This window comes from Acidovorax sp., assembly GCF_046314175.1.
Classification (GTDB): Bacteria; Pseudomonadota; Gammaproteobacteria; order Burkholderiales; family Burkholderiaceae_C; genus Acidovorax.
The window spans coordinates 28407-44764 of the sequence record NZ_JBKBXG010000044.1; the positions used below are offsets into that span (position 1 = coordinate 28407).

The following is a 16358-nucleotide window of genomic DNA, read 5'->3' on the forward strand; positions in this document are numbered from 1 at the left end:
GCAGGCGCGTGCACCATAACGAGTGCTACACCCCCACTTCGACCCGACCCGCCACCACACGCACCGGGAACGTGCGCACCGCTTCGGTGACAGGCGCCTTGCAAGGCGCCCCCGTGCGGATGTCGAAGGTGCCCTGATGCAAGGGGCATTCCACGCAGCCGTCTTCCACGTAGCCGTCAGACAATTTGGCGGCGCCGTGGGTGCACAGGTCGTACAGCGCGTACAGGCCCTCCCCATCGCGGAACACGGCCACGGGCAGGCCGTCCACCACCACGGGCCAGACGGCGCCGTCCGGAAAGTCATCGGGCTCGCCCACGTCGTGCCAGGCGGACGCAGCGTTCTCGGCGGTTTCAATGACTGCTTGTGTTTGTGTTGGTGTCTGCATGGCGGCCTCAGATCGGAGTGGCAAGCAAGGTGGCAACGCGCGAGGTGTCGTACACCACCCGCTTGCTGCGGTAGCGCCACTCACCGTCTTGTTGCACCACTTCATCCAGATAGGTGCCCGCCTGGTACACACTGGAGTCACCGGCCTGGCTGGTGATGACCACTATGTAGCTCGACTGCGTATGCACCACACCATCCACCACCGACGTGATCACCAGGCCCGAGGTGCTGTGGCGGTACACATGGTCTTCAAAGATGTTGGCGTTGCGCAGCGACAGCACACGGTCGCGCAGCATGCCTGCGTTGCGGCAATACATGATGGGCGCCGGAAAACCTGCATCGACGTTCTCTTTGGGGATGATCTCGTAGCGACCTTCTTCCACAAAGAAGCCGGGCCAGTCTTCCAGCCGGTTGTTGTCCAGCGCGCTCACGTAGCGGTGCTGCAGCTCCAGCAGTTCGGTCCATAGCTGCAGGCGTTCTTGCCGGGCGATATGTTGCACGCTGCTGGGCTGCAAGGTGGTGGGGGTGGTGGGGGCGTTCATCGCGTGGTGTCCTTCAGTAGCCCATCAGCTTTTGGTAACCCACCCAGAAGCGGCGGATCAGGTTTTCGGTGATGACGGTGTCCTGCTGATCGGGCGCCTCGCGGGCCATGGCGATGTATGAATGCTTGTCGCCGTCGCGCACGGTGCCGCGCTGCACCAGTTCGGTCGCCTCGGTGTCTTCCATCGAGATATAGCCTGCAGGCCCCACCAGGTTGGCCTGCAGCAGGCGCAGCTCGCGCATCTCGGGCGTGTCGTCCTCGTAGCCAAAGAAATGGAACACCAGCTCGAAGTTGCTGGGGCCCTTGGGCAGGAGCTGGCGCGCCACCAGCGTGTTGTGGATCTGCTGCACCACCAGCTGCGGAAAAATCGGCTGGATGTGGTTGGTGGTCATCTCGTCGAACTCTTTGATCTGCCCCAGCAGCGTCGGGTCTTCGAGCGCAAAGCCTTCGTCCATCGAGCGAATGTTCTGTGCGCTGTAGGCCGCTGCGGTGTCCGTCTCCACCTCGGGTTTGGTCACGGTGATGATGCTGTGCAGGCCGTGGTTCGCATCCGGAATGGAGCGCGCCTTCATCCCCACGCGGAAGATGTTGAACGTGGTGTGAAACAGGTGCAGCAGGCTGGCGTGGTACGGGTCTTTGACGTTCTCGAAGTACAGCTTCCAGTTGGACTTGGAATACTGCCGCGTGCAGCCCAGGTACACGATGGGCTTGTGAAATATGCGGTCAATCCACGGGCGCATCTGCTCGCCAAGGTACTCGGGCAGCGGCGGGGTCTCGTCGCTGAAGGTGGCAAACAGCAGGCCCTTGTAGCTGTCCACACGCAGTTTGTGCAGGTTGTGTTCTTGGGGCTTGAAGTCTTTGGGCATGCCCACCATGCCCTTTTGACCCCGGCGGAACGGCACGCCCTGCAGGTCGCCGTTGGCGGCAAAGCTCCACTGGTGGTAAACGCAGGTATGGCTGGCAGCATTGCCACGCTTTTCGCGGCAGACCATGGCGCCCCGGTGGGCGCAGCGGTTGACCCAGCAAGACAGCCCCTCAGGGGTACGGGTGACGACCACGGGGGTGTCGCCGATGAACGTGGACTTGAAATCGCCCACGTTCGGTATCTCGGCTTCGAGCCCCAGAAAGCTCCAGACCGGGCCACGGAAGATCCGCTCCTGTTCGCGGTCGTATACCTCTTGCGAGCTGAACACGCGGTAGGGCACGTTGGAGCCGTCGGGCTGCGGAAAATGCACCGGCCGCTGGGCCTTGAGCGAGACGGGTGGCGCAACGGCGACGGCAGTGGTTTCAAACATGGGCAAGACCTCTTCGATGGGTTGCCTCCATGCTAGGAACGCCCGCCCTGCCACGCTATCCACTATTGGCACACCGGGCGCCGGGCCTGTCCGGTTCTTGCAAAACTGCGGGGACGCGGCGATGGCCGCGGGCACGCGCAGTCCCTGCGCGTCTTAACGACAGCGCACACACAACCAAGAAGGCGAACAGACGAAAACCGCTAACTGCCCGCCGTCTGGCTCGGCAGTTCTCCAAAGCGCTCGCGGTAGTAGCTGGAGAACCGACCCAGGTGTCCAAAGCCGAACTCCAGCGCGGCGTCGGTCACGCAGTGGCCGGGGCGTTCGCGCAGGCGCGTGCGCACGGCATCCAGGCGCATGTTGCGCAGCAGGGTCATGGGCGATTCGCCATGGTGGCGCTGGCACAGGATGTTCAGGCCCCGCACGCTCACCCCGGCGGCGCGCGCCAGGTCGTCCAGCGCCAATGGCGCACACAGGCGGCTGCGCATGTAAGCGTCCAGCTTGTCCAGGCGGCGCACATCACCCCCCGTAACGCTGCCCATCACGTGCTCGTCCCCAGCGGGCGCTGCGGTGGGGGCCACAACGCCGCCCTGCGCACACGCGGCCAGGAACAACGCAACATTGCTCTCCATGTGGTCCACCCAGCGCGCATGCGCGGTACTCTCCACCGCCTGCTGGCTGACGTGCAGCAGCGACTGCATCAAGAAGTGCCATTGCTGCCCCTGTACTGCAGACAAGGGAAGCAGCGGGTGCGCAAAGGTGGTGTCGCCCACCAGCAATTGAGGCGCCCACGTGCGCAGCAACTGGCAGGGTACCTTCAGGATGAGCTGACGCGCCCCCTCCTCCCAGCGCATGTGCAGGTTGCGGCGCGGCGCAATCAGCGCAGCAGCGCCCGCAGGCAGGCGCAGGGGTACGCCGTCAGACACCATTTCGGCCACGCCCGACAGCGACAGGTGCACCAGCACAAAATCATCAAACGGGCGCGGGCGGATTTCGACCTCCGCACCGTATTGCAGCATGAACAACTGCAACTGGCGGATGCGCACCTTGGACAGCGAGGTGTCCACCACACCACTGCACCATTTCAGACCGTGGTCCGAAAACTCACGGGCCACGAGGTCGTGCGAGTCCACCCGCACGTCCGACGTGAACACCGGCCGCCGTTGCAGCGCCGAAAGGTCCAAGGACAAGGCAGACAGGGGTGGCATCAGATACAGATCTCGACGTGGGACTCGCAGGGATGGGCGCAGCACATTCGGTGATGTGCGGCTTTGATATGCGTCAAAACAGCAATTTCCATACCTACCGCCCGCCAACACGTGCAAGTCGGGTGCATGCTGGCTTTGCCAACCTGGCCCCACGTCACGCACCCTGCACGTCCTATGCACCCAGCCACCTGCGCGACAGGCAGTGCCCAGCGCCCGCGCCCCGGCAACGTAACATTGCAGCCACACACGATGCCGCCCGCGCCCTGCAGACGCCCGGCCCCGCCGCAGATCATTGAAACCACGTTGCCCCGCCCGCCACCGCCCATGTACGCACCCCGCAAACCATCCCGTAGCAGCACTCTGCCCCTGCGCCACCTGAACTACCACGTGCGCCATTGGGGCCCCGAAGAAAGCGACCTGCCCCCGCTGGTGCTGGTGCACGGCTGGATGGACGTGAGCGCGTCCTACCAGTTCACGGTAGATGCCCTGCAGCAGGAGCGCCGCATCCTCGCGCCCGACTGGCGCGGCTTTGGGCTCACGTCGAGTGCGCAGGCCGACCATTACTTCTTTGCCGACTACCTGGCCGACCTGGACCTGCTGCTGGACCACTACGCACCGGGCCAGGCCATCGACCTGGTCGGCCACAGCATGGGCGGCAACGTGGCCATGATGTACGCCGGTGTGCGCCCCGAGCGCATACGCAAGCTGGTCAACCTGGAAGGCTTTGGCCTGCCCGCCACGCGGCCCGCGCAGGCGCCCACACGCTACGCGCAGTGGATCGACGAGATCAAGCAGCTGCACCAGGGGGGCAAAGACCTGAAGACCTACGACAGCGCCGACGGCGTGGCGCGCCGGCTGATGAAGACCAACCCCCGCCTCTCAGAAGACAAAGCCCAGTGGCTGGCCCAGCACTGGGCGCGTCCCAACGCGCAGGGGCTGTGGGAAATATTAGGCGACCCCGCCCACAAGATCACCAGCGCCCAGCTGTTTCGGGTGGACGAAGCGTTGGCGCTGTATGAACGCATCAGCGCGCCCGTCCTGTCCATCGAAGCCAGCGGCGACAGTCTGGGCCAGTGGTGGAGCGGCAAGTATTCGCTGGATGAATATCACCAGCGCCTGACCCATGTGCGCACCTGCCGGACGGCCGTGGTGCAGGACGCGGGCCACATGCTGCACCACGACCAGCCCGAACAGGTGGCGCAGCTGATTGAACAGTTTCTGAACGAGGCTTGACCTCGTCGGAGTCCAATCAAATACAAAAATTTGTATCAAATTGGCCTCTAACGATTATCCATCAAGCGCTAGAAGCTATCATTTTTGATTGCTTCGTCGCAATACATATGCGTTTGAAAACGCCACAGTCGCAGCGTCAGCCCCGCCAGGGGGCATTGGCAGGGGCTCTGCCCCGTCCCATGAGAAAATCGCGGGTTACTCCACAGAACACTCAGGACAAAAATCATGGACGCAGAACGTATCAACCTCATTGGCAACACCCTTTCCGACCTGACCGTGCGAACGCAAGAGTTACGGAGGTATCTTTGACTACGATGCCAAATTTGAACGCCTGCGCACGGTAAACGCGTCTCTCGAAGACCCATCGGTCTGGAACGACCCGAAGAAAGCCCAAGAGCTGGGCAAAGAAAAGAAGTCACTCGACGGCGTGGTGCTGATGCTCGAGAAACTCACCCGCGAGCTGGCAGACAACACCGAGCTCTATGACATGAGCAAGGAAGAAGGCGACGCGGCCGGTCTGATGACCATCGAAGCCGAAACCGCCAAGCTCAAGCCCGAGATTGAGCAGCTTGAGTTCCGCCGCATGTTCCGCATGGAGGCCGATCCGCTCAACTGCTTTATCGACATCCAGGCAGGTGCCGGTGGCACCGAGGCCTGCGACTGGGCCAGCATGCTGCTGCGCCAATACCTCAAGTACGCCGAACGCAAGGGCTTCAAGACCACGGTCGAAGAAGAAACCCCCGGAGACGTGGCTGGACTCAAGAGCGCCACGATCAAGGTCGAGGGTGAATACGCGTACGGCCTGCTGCGCACCGAAACCGGCGTGCACCGCCTGGTGCGCAAGAGCCCGTTCGACTCTTCCGGCGGCCGCCACACCTCGTTCGCGTCGCTGTTCGTCTACCCAGAAATCGATGATTCCATCGAGATCAACATCAACCCGTCAGACGTGCGCACCGACACCTACCGCGCATCCGGCGCGGGCGGGCAGCACATCAACAAGACCGACTCGGCCGTGCGCCTGACGCACATGCCCACCGGCATCGTGGTGCAGTGCCAGGACGGCCGCAGCCAGCACGGCAACCGCGACATCGCGTGGCAACGCCTGCGCTCCAAGTTGTATGACTTTGAGATGCGCAAGCGCCAGGAAGAAGCCCAGAAGCTGGAAGACACCAAAACCGACGTGGGCTGGGGCCACCAGATCCGCAGCTATGTGCTGGACAATAGCCGCATCAAGGACCTGCGCACCAACGTAGAAATCTCGGCCACACAAAAGGTGCTGGACGGCGATCTGGATGCGTTCATCGAAGCATCGCTGAAGCAGGGCGTATAACGATGGCGATGCGCACCGAGGCCATCATTTTCGACATGGACGGCACGATGATCCACTCCATGCCCTGGCACGCCCAGGCGTGGGTGGAGTTCGCGCGCCGCAGGGGCATGGACATCGACGTGCCCAGTTTGATGGCCCGCACCACGGGCAAGAACGGCACCGAGTGCATCGCCGAGTTGCTGGGCCGCGCCGTGTCGCAGGACGAGGCGGATGCGCTGACTCACGAGAAGGAAACCATCTACCGCGAACTGTTTGGACCCCGCTTTGCCGAGGTGACAGGCTTTCGCCAGTTTGCGGCGCAGGTGCATGCGCGTGGGCTCAAGGTGGCGGTTGGCACGGCGGGTGACATCGGCAATGTGGAGTTTGCGCTGGGTCACTTGGGCAGCATGGGGTTCATGCCTGCTCCGCTGGCCATCGTACGCGGCGACGAAGGCCTGCCCGGCAAGCCCCAGCCCGCCATATTTCTCGAAGCCGCACGCCGCATTGCCGCTGAACCGGCGCACTGCATCGTTTTTGAAGACGCCCCCTTTGGCATTGAGGCCGCGCGCCGCGCCGGCATGCGTGCCGTGGCCATCTGCAGCACGCACAGCGCTGACGAACTGGCGGGCCCGCATGTGCTGACCGCCGTGCGCGACTACACCGAACTCATGAACACCGACTTTCTGGAGAGCATCCATGTTGCAACTGCATAGCGCAGACGGAAGTGGAGACAGCGCGGGCCCGGCTGTGGCCATCCGCCGCGAGGACTACACCGCCCCCGCCTACTGGATCGACAGCGTCGAACTGACCTTTGACCTGGACCCGGCCAAGACGCGCGTGCTTAACCGCATGACGCTGCGTCGCAACCCTGCCGTGGAAGCGCAGGCTCTCAAGCTGGACGGAGAAGACCTGAACCTTGCACGCGTGCTGGTCAACGGTCAGGGCACGTCATTCAAGATGGAAGGCGCGCGTCTGGTGCTGGAGAACTTGCCCGAAGGTTCTGAGCCCTTTGCGCTGGAAATCTTTACTACCTGCTGCCCCGCCAAAAACACGCAGCTCATGGGCCTGTACGTGAGCCAGGGCACGTTCTTCACGCAGTGCGAGGCCGAGGGCTTTCGCCGCATCACCTACTTCCTGGACCGGCCCGATGTGATGGCCAGCTACACCGTCACGCTGCGTGCCGACAAGGCGCAGTACCCGGTGCTTTTAAGCAACGGCAACCTGGTGGACAGCGGTGATCTGGAAGACGGACCGAACGGCGCCCGGCATTTTGCCAAGTGGGTCGATCCGCACAAGAAGCCTTGCTATCTGTTTGCACTGGTCGCAGGCAAGCTGGTAGCACGCGAGCAAAAAATCAAAAGCCGATCGGGCACCGACCACCTGCTGCAGGTGTATGTGCGCCCGGGCGACCTGGGCAAGACCGAACACGCCATGAACTCGCTGATGTACAGCGTGGCCTGGGACGAAGCGCGCTTCGGCCTGCCGCTGGACCTGGAGCGTTTCATGATCGTCGCCACCAGCGACTTCAACATGGGCGCCATGGAGAACAAGGGCCTGAACATCTTCAACACGAAGTATGTCCTGGCCAGCGAATCAACCGCTACCGACACCGATTTTGGAAACATCGAAAGCGTCGTCGGTCACGAGTATTTTCACAACTGGACCGGCAACCGAGTGACCTGCCGCGACTGGTTCCAGCTCTCCCTGAAAGAGGGCCTCACGGTCTTCCGCGATCAGGAGTTCAGCATGGACCTGGCGGGCAGCCCATCGGCCCGCGCCGTCAAACGCATCGAAGACGTGCGCGTGCTGCGCACCGCGCAGTTCCCCGAGGACGCTGGTCCCATGGCGCACCCGGTGCGGCCCGACAGCTACGTCGAGATCAACAACTTCTACACCGTCACCATCTACGAAAAGGGTGCCGAGGTGGTTCGCATGCAGCACAACCTGGTGGGCCGAGACGGCTTTGCCAAAGGCATGAAGCTGTACTTCGAGCGGCACGACGGACAGGCAGTGACCTGTGACGATTTCGTGCAGGCCATCGCTGATGCCAACCCGGGCAGCCCGCTCACGCAGCATCTTTCGCAGTTCAAGCGCTGGTACAGCCAGGCCGGCACGCCCCGCGTGCGCGCCACCGGTCGTTATGACGCAGCCACACGCTGCTATGCGCTCACGCTGACGCAGACCTGCGCAACCACGCCGGGCCAGGCCGAAAAAGAGCCGTTTGTCATTCCGGTAGAACTGGGCCTGATTGACGCTGCCACCGGTGCTGCCCTTCCTTTGCAGCTTGCGGGCGAAGGCTCGGCGCACGCTGCTACTGCCACGTCACGCGTGGTAGTGCTGACAGAGGCATCCCAAACACTGACTTTCACCGACCTGGACGCAGAGCCCGTGCCATCGCTGCTGCGTGGCTTCAGCGCCCCCGTGGTGCTGGACATCGAGTACACCGATGCCCAGTTGCTCACGCTGCTGGCACACGACACTGATGCCTTCAACCGCTGGGAAGCCGGTCAACGACTGGCTCTCCGCTTTGCCTGCAACGCTATCAATACAATAGCTGGTAACGCAATACAGGAAAGCGGTAGCGGTCATTTTGACCACAAATTCCTGTCCATGGAGTTTGTGGATGCCCTGCGCAGCGTGCTTCGCAACCCGCTGCTCGACGCGGCCTTCAAGGAACTGGTCCTCACGCTGCCGTCCGAGACCTACATTGCCGAACAACTGGACGTGGTGGACCCGCAGCGCATCCACGCCGTGCGTGAAGCGATGCGCGAGCAGCTGGCGCTGGCGCTGAAGGCCGACTGGGAATGGGCGTGGGAACAGCACCAGGACACAGGTGGCTACAGCCCTGATCCCGTTTCGTCGGGCCGCCGTGCGCTCAGCGGTTTGGCGCTGCACATGCTGTGCATTGCCGCGCGAAAGACAGGCGATGCCGTGTGGCCTGGCAAGGCGCTTCAGCGCTTCAAGGTGGCTGGCAACATGACGGACCGCTTCAATGCGCTGACCGCCCTCGTCGCCAGCGGCAGCGAACTGGCAGCCCCTGCCCTCGCCCGCTTCCATGCGCTGTTCAAGGACGAGCCGCTGGTCACCGACAAGTGGTTTGCGCTGCAGGCCGGCGCCCCAGACCGCGATGGCAACGTTTTACCCGCCGTGCGTCGGCTCATGGCGCACCCGGACTTCAGCCTCAAAAACCCGAACCGCGCGCGCAGCGTGATCTTCAGCTACTGCAGCGCCAACCCCGGCGCGTTCCACCGCGCAGATGCAGCGGGCTACGCGTTCTGGAGTGACCGTGTGATCGAGCTGGACGCCATCAACCCGCAAGTGGCAGCCCGCCTGGCCCGCGCGCTGGACCGCTGGAAGAAACTGGCAGAGCCCTGGCGCGCATCGGCGCGCGAAGCCATTGCCCGCGTCGCTGCCAGGCCCACGCTCTCCAACGACGTGCGCGAGGTGGTTACCCGCGCGCTTGCCGAATAACCCACGCATAGAAAAGACTGACTGACATGGCAAAAAGCATCAGCCTGACCCGCTACCTCGTTGAACAGCAACGGGTGGACGGCCTCATCCCCTCGCAATTGCGCCTGCTGCTGGAAGTGGTGGCGCGCGCCTGCAAAGGCATCAGCCACGCCGTGAACAAAGGCGCGCTGGGCGGCGTGCTGGGCACCGCCACCAGCGAAAACGTGCAGGGTGAAATCCAGAAGAAGCTCGACATCATCGCCAACGAAGTGCTTATCGAAGCCAACGAATGGGGCGGCCACCTGGCCGCCATGGCATCTGAAGAAATGGACGGCATTTATCTGGTGCCCAACCGATACCCGCAGGGCGAATACCTGCTGCTGTTCGATCCGCTCGATGGTTCGAGCAATATCGATGTGAACGTGAGCATCGGCACCATCTTCAGCGTGCTGAAAAAACCAGATGATGACCGTGGCGTAGAAGAAGCTGACTTCCTGCAACCGGGCACCCAACAGGTCGCCGCGGGCTACTGCATCTACGGCCCGCAGACCACCTTGGTGCTTACCGTGGGCGACGGCGTGGCCATGTTCACGCTGGACCGCGAACAGGGCTCGTTCGTGCTGACCGAAGAGAACATCCGCATTCCCGAAGACACCAAGGAATTCGCGATCAACATGAGCAACATGCGCCACTGGGACGAGCCCGTGAAGCGTTACATCGACGAATGCCTTCAGGGCAAGGAAGGCCCGCGCGGAAAGGACTTCAACATGCGCTGGATCGCCTCCATGGTGGCCGACGTGCACCGCATCCTGACTCGCGGCGGCGTCTTCATGTACCCCTGGGACAAGCGCGAACCCAATAAACCCGGCAAGCTGCGCCTGATGTACGAAGCCAACCCCATGGGCTGGCTGGTGGAGCAGGCAGGTGGCGCCGCCACCAATGGCAAGCAGCGCATTCTGGACATCCAACCCACCCAACTGCACGAGCGTGTGAGCGTCCTCCTCGGCTCAAAGAATGAAGTCGAGCGAGTGACCAGTTACCATTCCACGCTATAATCCAAGGCTAAGCCGGTGTAGCTCAGTCGGTAGAGCAGCTCATTCGTAATGAGAAGGTCGGGTGTTCGATTCATCTCTCCGGCACCAAATGAAAAGCCCTGATTCGCAAGAGTCAGGGCTTTTTTGTTGGCGGTGGCGCCGCGTCAATCACCGGCAACGATCACGCGCTCAAGCCGCAAAAAAACCTGACGGCACTGCGCCATTTATTGTTCGCAAACACCGGCGACTGGGGCAGACTGCAAAGTTCCGGTGTGTCGGCCGTATATGCCTACAGCGCATGAACAAAACGGCAAGCCCTCCCATTCATTCCTCCCCATTTCATCGTCAGGTCCAACACCATGAGTACGGACCGCAGAGCCCCCACCGACAGAAGAAGCGGCAGTGATCGCCGGCAAGATGAGAAAGGCCCACCCACCCATTTCGAACGGCGCCGGACGGTGGAAGCGCGCCAGCCGGAGCTGGTTGAACTGGACCTGAGCGTTGAAGAGTTGAACGCGCTGGGCTTTGGGGTGGAAGAAGCACCACCGAAAAAACCGGACTAATTTTCGAGAAGACGTTTCGGCGCCGGGAGTTCGGGCCAGCAGTGCGAATTGCCGCAAGCATTTGGCGCAAATGGCGCTCAGGCGGTCAGTTCATTCCGCCTTTTATTCATCCACCCGCAGCGCGTCGCCGCCATGCAAGGCCAGCAGGCGATGGGCGACCATGTCCAGCGCTGGACGGGTGTTGCCTTGTTTGTCAGTCCATACCCGTGGAGTCAGACTGCCAGCCAACGCAACGGCATCGCCATCGCGCAGGCCGCTGAGCGCAGCGCACAGGCCGTCTTCGAAGGCAATCACGTTGACGAACAGCATGTCGCCTTCGCCGGTGGCCGCTCGGACCTTGGCGACCGTGAAAGGCTTGCCCGCCTTGTCAACACGTTGCTCTGCTTCGCCATAAAGCCTGCCGGCTACCAGTCCATCGATCATGAAAGTCCTTAAGCCCACGAAGAGCCAATGGTCGTGAATTGCGGCCGCAGCGAACGCGTGTCCGGTACAACCTCGTGACGATCAAATTGCTTGTTGACTGGCGCGGGCATTTGCTCGTGCAGCCTCTCCCAAATAATCTGGGAGCAAGAGGTGTCTGCAATATGGAAAACGCACTTTTCGTACGCACAGCAAAAAAGCCCAGAATCTTACGATTCTGGGCTTTTAGCGATCAATGGTCGGCGTGGCGGGATTCGAACTCGCGACCCCTTGCACCCCATGCAAGTGCGCTACCAGGCTGCGCTACACGCCGACAAGACTTAGATTATATGCAGAAAAAACGGTTAGTTCGGAGAAAGCAGCGCGCGGATTTCAAATAATTCCTTGCGCACCGCATTCGAGTCCAAAGTGAAGCCCGTTGCCTCAATCGACAGGTCCCTGGCAGTGTCTACCAACATGCTGGGCATCTCGAAGTCGGCCGCCTCAGGTGCGCCCTCTAGACCCGAATCATCGCGCGCTGGATGGGCCAGTTCCTGCAGCCGGTTGCGGGCTCCACTGATGGTGAAGCCCTGGTCGTACAGCAGATCACGTATACGGCGAATCATGAGCACCTCGTGATGCTGGTAGTAGCGCCGGTTGCCGCGCCGTTTCATGGGGCGCAGCTGCGTGAATTCCTGCTCCCAGTAGCGCAGCACATGCGGCTTGACGCCGCACAATTCTGCGACTTCACCAATCGTGAAGTAGCGCTTGGCAGGGATCGAAGGAAGCGTGGTGCCCATGGACTGCGGATTCAAATGGGAAAGCCGATAAGGGTACTGCAGACACGCCAGACACGCCAGACCCGCCAGTCACCGCGCACCTATTTGCCCGCTAAATCCGTACAAATTCACACATTTGCAGCCGTTTGAATTTGTTCCTTGAGCTTGCTGCTGGCGTGAAAGGTCACCACGCGACGCGCCTTGATCGGAATGGCCTCGCCGGTGCGTGGGTTGCGGCCCGGGCGTGGTGCCTTGGTGCGTATCTGGAAGTTACCAAACCCAGACAATTTGACGTCTTTGCCCTCCACCAGGCTTTGGGAAATCAGGTCAAAAAACGCATCGATCATGTCCTTGGACTCGCGCTTGTTCAACCCGATCTGATCGAACAACAAATCGGCGAGCAACGCCTTGGTCAGGGCCGGCGTCTCCAGGCTCTCCACTGCAAATTCGATCACGGCATCACTCCCCTTCAACGTCATCATCAAACACGCAACCTAGCACCCATACGCTGGGTCAATTCGGCCACGATTGCTTGAACGGCTGAATCGATCTCGGCCTCGGTCAAGGTGGCCTCATCGCTGCCCAAAGTCACACGCACCGCCAGGCTCTTTTCGCCTTGCGCCAGACCACCCGAAGGTGCTTCTTCACCAGCGCGCAGGGCCTTGGGGCGGTACACGTCGAACAACACCGCGGAGCGGAGCATGGCCGCGGACACGGCCTGTTGCACGGCAGCCATGATGTCTGCATGCGTCACACGCTCGGCCACCACCACGGCGAGGTCCCGTTCAACAGCCTGGTGCTTGGCCACGGACTTGAACTGGGGCACCACACGCTGCAGCACGGCGTCCAGTTCCAGCTCAAACATCACGGGCGCCTGGGGCAGATCCCATGACTGGCGCCACTGCGGATGCAGCTCGCCCACAAAGCCGATGGCGCGCCCGTCCACCAGAACGCGCGCAGTGCGGCCCGGGTGCATGGCGGGGTGGGTGCCGGGCTCGAAGGTGGCGCGCAAAGGCGCCAGCAGCGCTTCCACATCACCCTTCACATCGAAGAAGTCGATGGCCTGTTCTTTGCGGCCCCATTGCAGCGCATCGTTGGGGCCATAGGCCAGGCCAGACACACGCATGGGTTGGTGAAAGCCTTCCACCGTCGTGTCGGTGTTGCCCACTGTGGCGTCGCGCAGGAACACACGACCCAGCTCGAACACACGCACCCGCTGTGCCTTGCGGTCCAGGTTGAACTTCAAAACCTGTAGCAAAGAACCTAACAAGGTAGAGCGCATGACGCTCATCTGGCTTGCAATCGGGTTCAGCAACTTGATGGGCTGGGCGTTGCCCGCCAGTTCGTGCTCCCAACGCTCTTCCACAAAGCTGAAGTTGATGGTTTCCTGGTACCCCAGGCCGGCCAGTTGGCGGCGCACGGCAAACGGACTGCGCGTGGCCTCGGCAGCAAGCTTGGGTGTGATGGGCGCCAGCGGTGGCGTGGTCGGCAAATTGTTGTAGCCCACCATGCGCGCGACTTCCTCGATCAGGTCTTCCTCGATCGTGATGTCAAAACGGTACGTGGGCGGAGCGACCGTGAGGGTGCCGTCGCCCTGCACCACCGGCAGTCCAAGGCGCTGCAGTGCGCCTGCGCACTGCTCTTGCGTGAGCGGCATGCCGATGACCTTGGCCGCCCGCGCCACACGCAGGGTGACGGGCTTGGGCGCGGGCAGGTTTACCGCCTGGTCGTCCATGGGGCCGCACACGGTCTCGGGTGTGCCGCAGATGTCGATCACCAGTTGGGTGATGCGTTCAATGTGCTCCACCGTCAGGCTCGGATCCACTCCACGCTCAAAACGGTGGCCCGCATCGGTCGAGAAGTTGAAGCGGCGCGAGCGACCTGCCACGGCCTTGGGCCACCAGAAAGCGGCCTCGATATAGATGTTTTTCGTGTCGTCAGACACTGCGGTAGCGTCGCCGCCCATGATGCCGGCCAGCGACTCGACCTGATGGTCGTCAGCGATCACACCCACCTTATCGTCTACGGTGATGGTGTTGCCATTGAGCAGCTTGAGCTGCTCGCCGGGCTTGCCCCAGCGCACATCCAGCCCACCGTGGATCTTGTCCAGATCAAAAATATGCGAGGGACGGCCCAGCTCGAACATCACGTAGTTCGAGATGTCCACCAGGGGCGACACGCCCCGCTGACCACAACGCGCTAGGCGGTCGAGCATCCATGGGGGAGTCGCAGCGCGTGTGTTCACGTTGCGCACGATGCGGCCGGAGAAACGGCCGCACAGGTCGGTGGCACTCACCTTGACGGGCAGCTTGTCGGAAAGCGTCGCATTGACCACAGGGAACGACGGCGGCTGCAGCGGTACGCCCGTCAATGCGGATACTTCGCGCGCGACGCCAAAAATGCTTAGGCAGTGCGCCAGATTGGGCGTGAGCTTGAGGGTGAAGAGCGTGTCGTCCAGCTTCAGATGCTCGCGGATGTCCTGCCCGACGGGTGCCGATGCATCCAGTTCCAGCAGCCCGCCGTGATCTTCCGACAGCTTCAGCTCACGGGCCGAGCACAACATGCCCTGGCTTTCCACGCCGCGCAGCTTGCCCACCTTGATGAGGAAAGGCTTGCCGTCATCGCCCGGTGGCAGTTCGGCCCCCACCAGCGCACAAGGCACTTTGATGCCCACGCGCGCATTGGGTGCGCCGCACACGATGTTGAGCAAGGCGCCCTGCCCCACATCCACCTGGCAGATGCGCAGTCGGTCCGCGTCGGGGTGCTGCACGGCTTCCTTGATTTCGCCCACAACGATCTTGGTGAACGGCGGGGCCACGGGCCGCAGCTCTTCGACCTCCAGACCCGCCATGGTCAGCGTGTCGGCCAGTTCTTGGGTGGTCAGCAGTGGATTACAGAATTCGCGCAACCAGGACTCGGGGAATTGCATAGTAAAGAGATTCTTTGGCGTTTGCTCTTAAAAAAGTAGCTGCTTGCGCTTTTCTATTCTGGATTTCAATATCACAGGGCTCTGAAACCCATTGGAATCAAGCGCTAGCAGCTCACTTTTTTGCTTTATTGGAACTGCGACAGAAAACGGATGTCTCCGTCGAAGAACAGGCGCAGGTCGTTCACGCCATAGCGCAGCATGGTCAGCCGGTCGGGGCCCATGCCAAACGCAAAACCGATGTACCTCTCGGGGTCGAGTCCCATGTTGCGCACGACGTTGGGGTGGACCTGGCCCGAGCCGGCCACTTCCAGCCAACGGCCGGCCAGCGGGCCTGTCTGGAACTGGATGTCGATCTCGGCGCTGGGCTCCGTGAAGGGGAAGAAGCTGGGGCGAAAGCGCAGCACCAGATCGTCGCTTTCAAAGAAGGTGCGGCAAAACGCCGTGAAGATGACCTTCAGATCCTTGAAGCTCACGTTTTCACCGATCCACAGGCCTTCGCACTGGTGGAACATGGGCGAATGCGTAGCGTCGCTGTCCACGCGGTACGTACGGCCCGGCGCGATCACGCGGATCTCTGGCATGGGCTGGCCGGCATCCAGCGCAGCGCGGTGCTTCTTCACATGCTGCACCGCATGGCGGATCTGCATGGGGCTGGTGTGGGTGCGCAACAGGTTTGGGGCGGTGGCAGTGCCGCCCTCCACATAAAACGTGTCGTGCATGGAGCGCGCAGGGTGGTCTTCCGGCGTGTTCAGCGCGGTGAAGTTGAACCAGTCGGTCTCGATCTCGGGGCCCTGGGCCACATCGAAACCCATCGAACCGAAGATTCCCTCGATCCGTTCGAGCGTGAGCGATACGGGGTGCAGCCCGCCCTGCCCGCGCTGACGGCCTGGCAAGCTCACATCCAGCGCCTCGGCCTTCAGTTGCACTTGCAGCTCGGCATCGGCCAACGCCTGTCGGCGTGCAGTGAGCGCTGCCTCTATAGCCTGCTTGGCCACGTTGATGGCTGCACCACGGGATTTCTTTTCCTCGACGGAAAGCTGCGCCATGCCCTTCATGAGCTCGGTCACGCGGCCTGACTTGCCCAGAAACTGCGCCTTGGCGTTTTCCAGATCAGCAGGGGTGGCGCTTTGGGCAAACAGTTGCGTCGCGCTCTCGACCAGGGAATCCAACTCGTTCATACGACTCTTTATCGCTCGTGAAAAATAAACAAGGGCTAGCGCCTTTTCAAGCTCTAGCC

General features: G+C 62.0%; 15 protein-coding genes and 2 tRNA genes. 7 read left to right on the forward strand and 10 right to left on the reverse strand.

Annotated features, from left to right (window positions below; genetic code table 11):
• Positions 1-25: 25 nt before the first annotated feature.
• The 4 genes from andAb to ACK4OE_RS14060 all read right to left on the reverse strand — a co-directional run bounded on the left by andAb (position 26) and on the right by ACK4OE_RS14060 (position 3425).
• Complete coding sequence (gene andAb, locus ACK4OE_RS14045) at positions 26-385, reverse strand: anthranilate 1,2-dioxygenase ferredoxin subunit AndAb (RefSeq protein ID WP_409885426.1); 360 nt, start codon at positions 383-385, stop codon at positions 26-28.
• 7 nt (positions 386-392) lie between these two features.
• A complete protein-coding gene (gene andAd, locus ACK4OE_RS14050; RefSeq protein WP_409885427.1) occupies positions 393-926 on the reverse strand; it encodes an anthranilate 1,2-dioxygenase small subunit AndAd in 534 nt (177 codons plus the stop codon).
• Positions 927-939: 13 nt separating this feature from the next.
• Positions 940-2220, reverse strand: a complete 1281-nt coding sequence (andAc, locus tag ACK4OE_RS14055) for an anthranilate 1,2-dioxygenase large subunit AndAc (RefSeq protein ID WP_409885428.1) — start codon at positions 2218-2220, stop codon at positions 940-942.
• Between the two features lie 200 nt (positions 2221-2420).
• Positions 2421-3425 (reverse strand): AraC family transcriptional regulator, encoded by a 1005-nt coding sequence (locus ACK4OE_RS14060; protein ID WP_409885429.1) that lies wholly within the window; start codon positions 3423-3425, stop codon positions 2421-2423.
• Between the two features lie 324 nt (positions 3426-3749).
• Here ACK4OE_RS14060 and ACK4OE_RS14065 point away from each other — a divergent pair, with 324 nt between their 5' ends.
• The 7 genes from ACK4OE_RS14065 to ACK4OE_RS14095 all read left to right on the forward strand — a co-directional run bounded on the left by ACK4OE_RS14065 (position 3750) and on the right by ACK4OE_RS14095 (position 11014).
• The gene (locus ACK4OE_RS14065) at positions 3750-4658 is read left to right on the forward strand and encodes an alpha/beta fold hydrolase (protein WP_409885430.1); all 909 of its coding nucleotides are present in this window, start codon (positions 3750-3752) and stop codon (positions 4656-4658) included.
• 225 nt (positions 4659-4883) lie between these two features.
• A protein-coding gene (prfB, locus tag ACK4OE_RS14070) for a peptide chain release factor 2 (protein WP_409885431.1) occupies positions 4884-5988 on the forward strand; the annotation gives its coding sequence in 2 pieces (ribosomal slippage) (positions 4884-4964 and positions 4966-5988; 1104 coding nt in all).
• A gap of 8 nt (positions 5989-5996) precedes the next feature.
• Complete coding sequence (locus tag ACK4OE_RS14075) at positions 5997-6680, forward strand: HAD family hydrolase (protein WP_409885442.1); 684 nt, start codon at positions 5997-5999, stop codon at positions 6678-6680.
• Positions 6664-9438, forward strand: coding sequence for an aminopeptidase N (pepN, locus tag ACK4OE_RS14080; protein WP_409885432.1), 2775 nt, complete (start codon positions 6664-6666; stop codon positions 9436-9438). Before ACK4OE_RS14075 ends, pepN begins: the two co-directional genes overlap by 17 nt.
• 26 nt (positions 9439-9464) lie before the next feature.
• The gene (locus ACK4OE_RS14085) at positions 9465-10472 is read left to right on the forward strand and encodes a class 1 fructose-bisphosphatase (protein WP_409885433.1); all 1008 of its coding nucleotides are present in this window, start codon (positions 9465-9467) and stop codon (positions 10470-10472) included.
• A gap of 11 nt (positions 10473-10483) precedes the next feature.
• A tRNA-Thr gene (locus tag ACK4OE_RS14090) sits at positions 10484-10559 on the forward strand.
• A 251-nt stretch (positions 10560-10810) separates the two neighbouring features.
• Positions 10811-11014: a hypothetical protein gene (locus tag ACK4OE_RS14095; RefSeq protein WP_409885434.1), complete on the forward strand. Its 204-nt coding sequence runs from the start codon at positions 10811-10813 to the stop codon at positions 11012-11014.
• Positions 11015-11116: 102 nt separating this feature from the next.
• Here ACK4OE_RS14095 and ACK4OE_RS14100 read toward each other — a convergent pair whose 3' ends face one another.
• From ACK4OE_RS14100 to pheS, 6 genes are all read right to left on the reverse strand, one after another.
• Complete coding sequence (locus ACK4OE_RS14100) at positions 11117-11437, reverse strand: single-stranded DNA-binding protein (protein ID WP_409885435.1); 321 nt, start codon at positions 11435-11437, stop codon at positions 11117-11119.
• A 233-nt stretch (positions 11438-11670) separates the two neighbouring features.
• A tRNA-Pro gene (locus tag ACK4OE_RS14105) sits at positions 11671-11747 on the reverse strand.
• A gap of 31 nt (positions 11748-11778) precedes the next feature.
• Positions 11779-12213, reverse strand: a complete 435-nt coding sequence (locus ACK4OE_RS14110; protein ID WP_409885436.1) for a MerR family transcriptional regulator — start codon at positions 12211-12213, stop codon at positions 11779-11781.
• A 107-nt stretch (positions 12214-12320) separates the two neighbouring features.
• Positions 12321-12674, reverse strand: a complete 354-nt coding sequence (locus ACK4OE_RS14115; protein ID WP_409885437.1) for an integration host factor subunit alpha — start codon at positions 12672-12674, stop codon at positions 12321-12323.
• Entirely contained in the window at positions 12674-15121 is a 2448-nt protein-coding gene (gene pheT, locus ACK4OE_RS14120; protein WP_409885438.1) for a phenylalanine--tRNA ligase subunit beta, read from the reverse strand. Before pheT ends, ACK4OE_RS14115 begins: the two co-directional genes overlap by 1 nt.
• Positions 15122-15246: 125 nt before the next feature.
• A complete protein-coding gene (pheS, locus tag ACK4OE_RS14125; RefSeq protein WP_409885439.1) occupies positions 15247-16299 on the reverse strand; it encodes a phenylalanine--tRNA ligase subunit alpha in 1053 nt (350 codons plus the stop codon).
• Positions 16300-16358 lie beyond the last annotated feature (59 nt).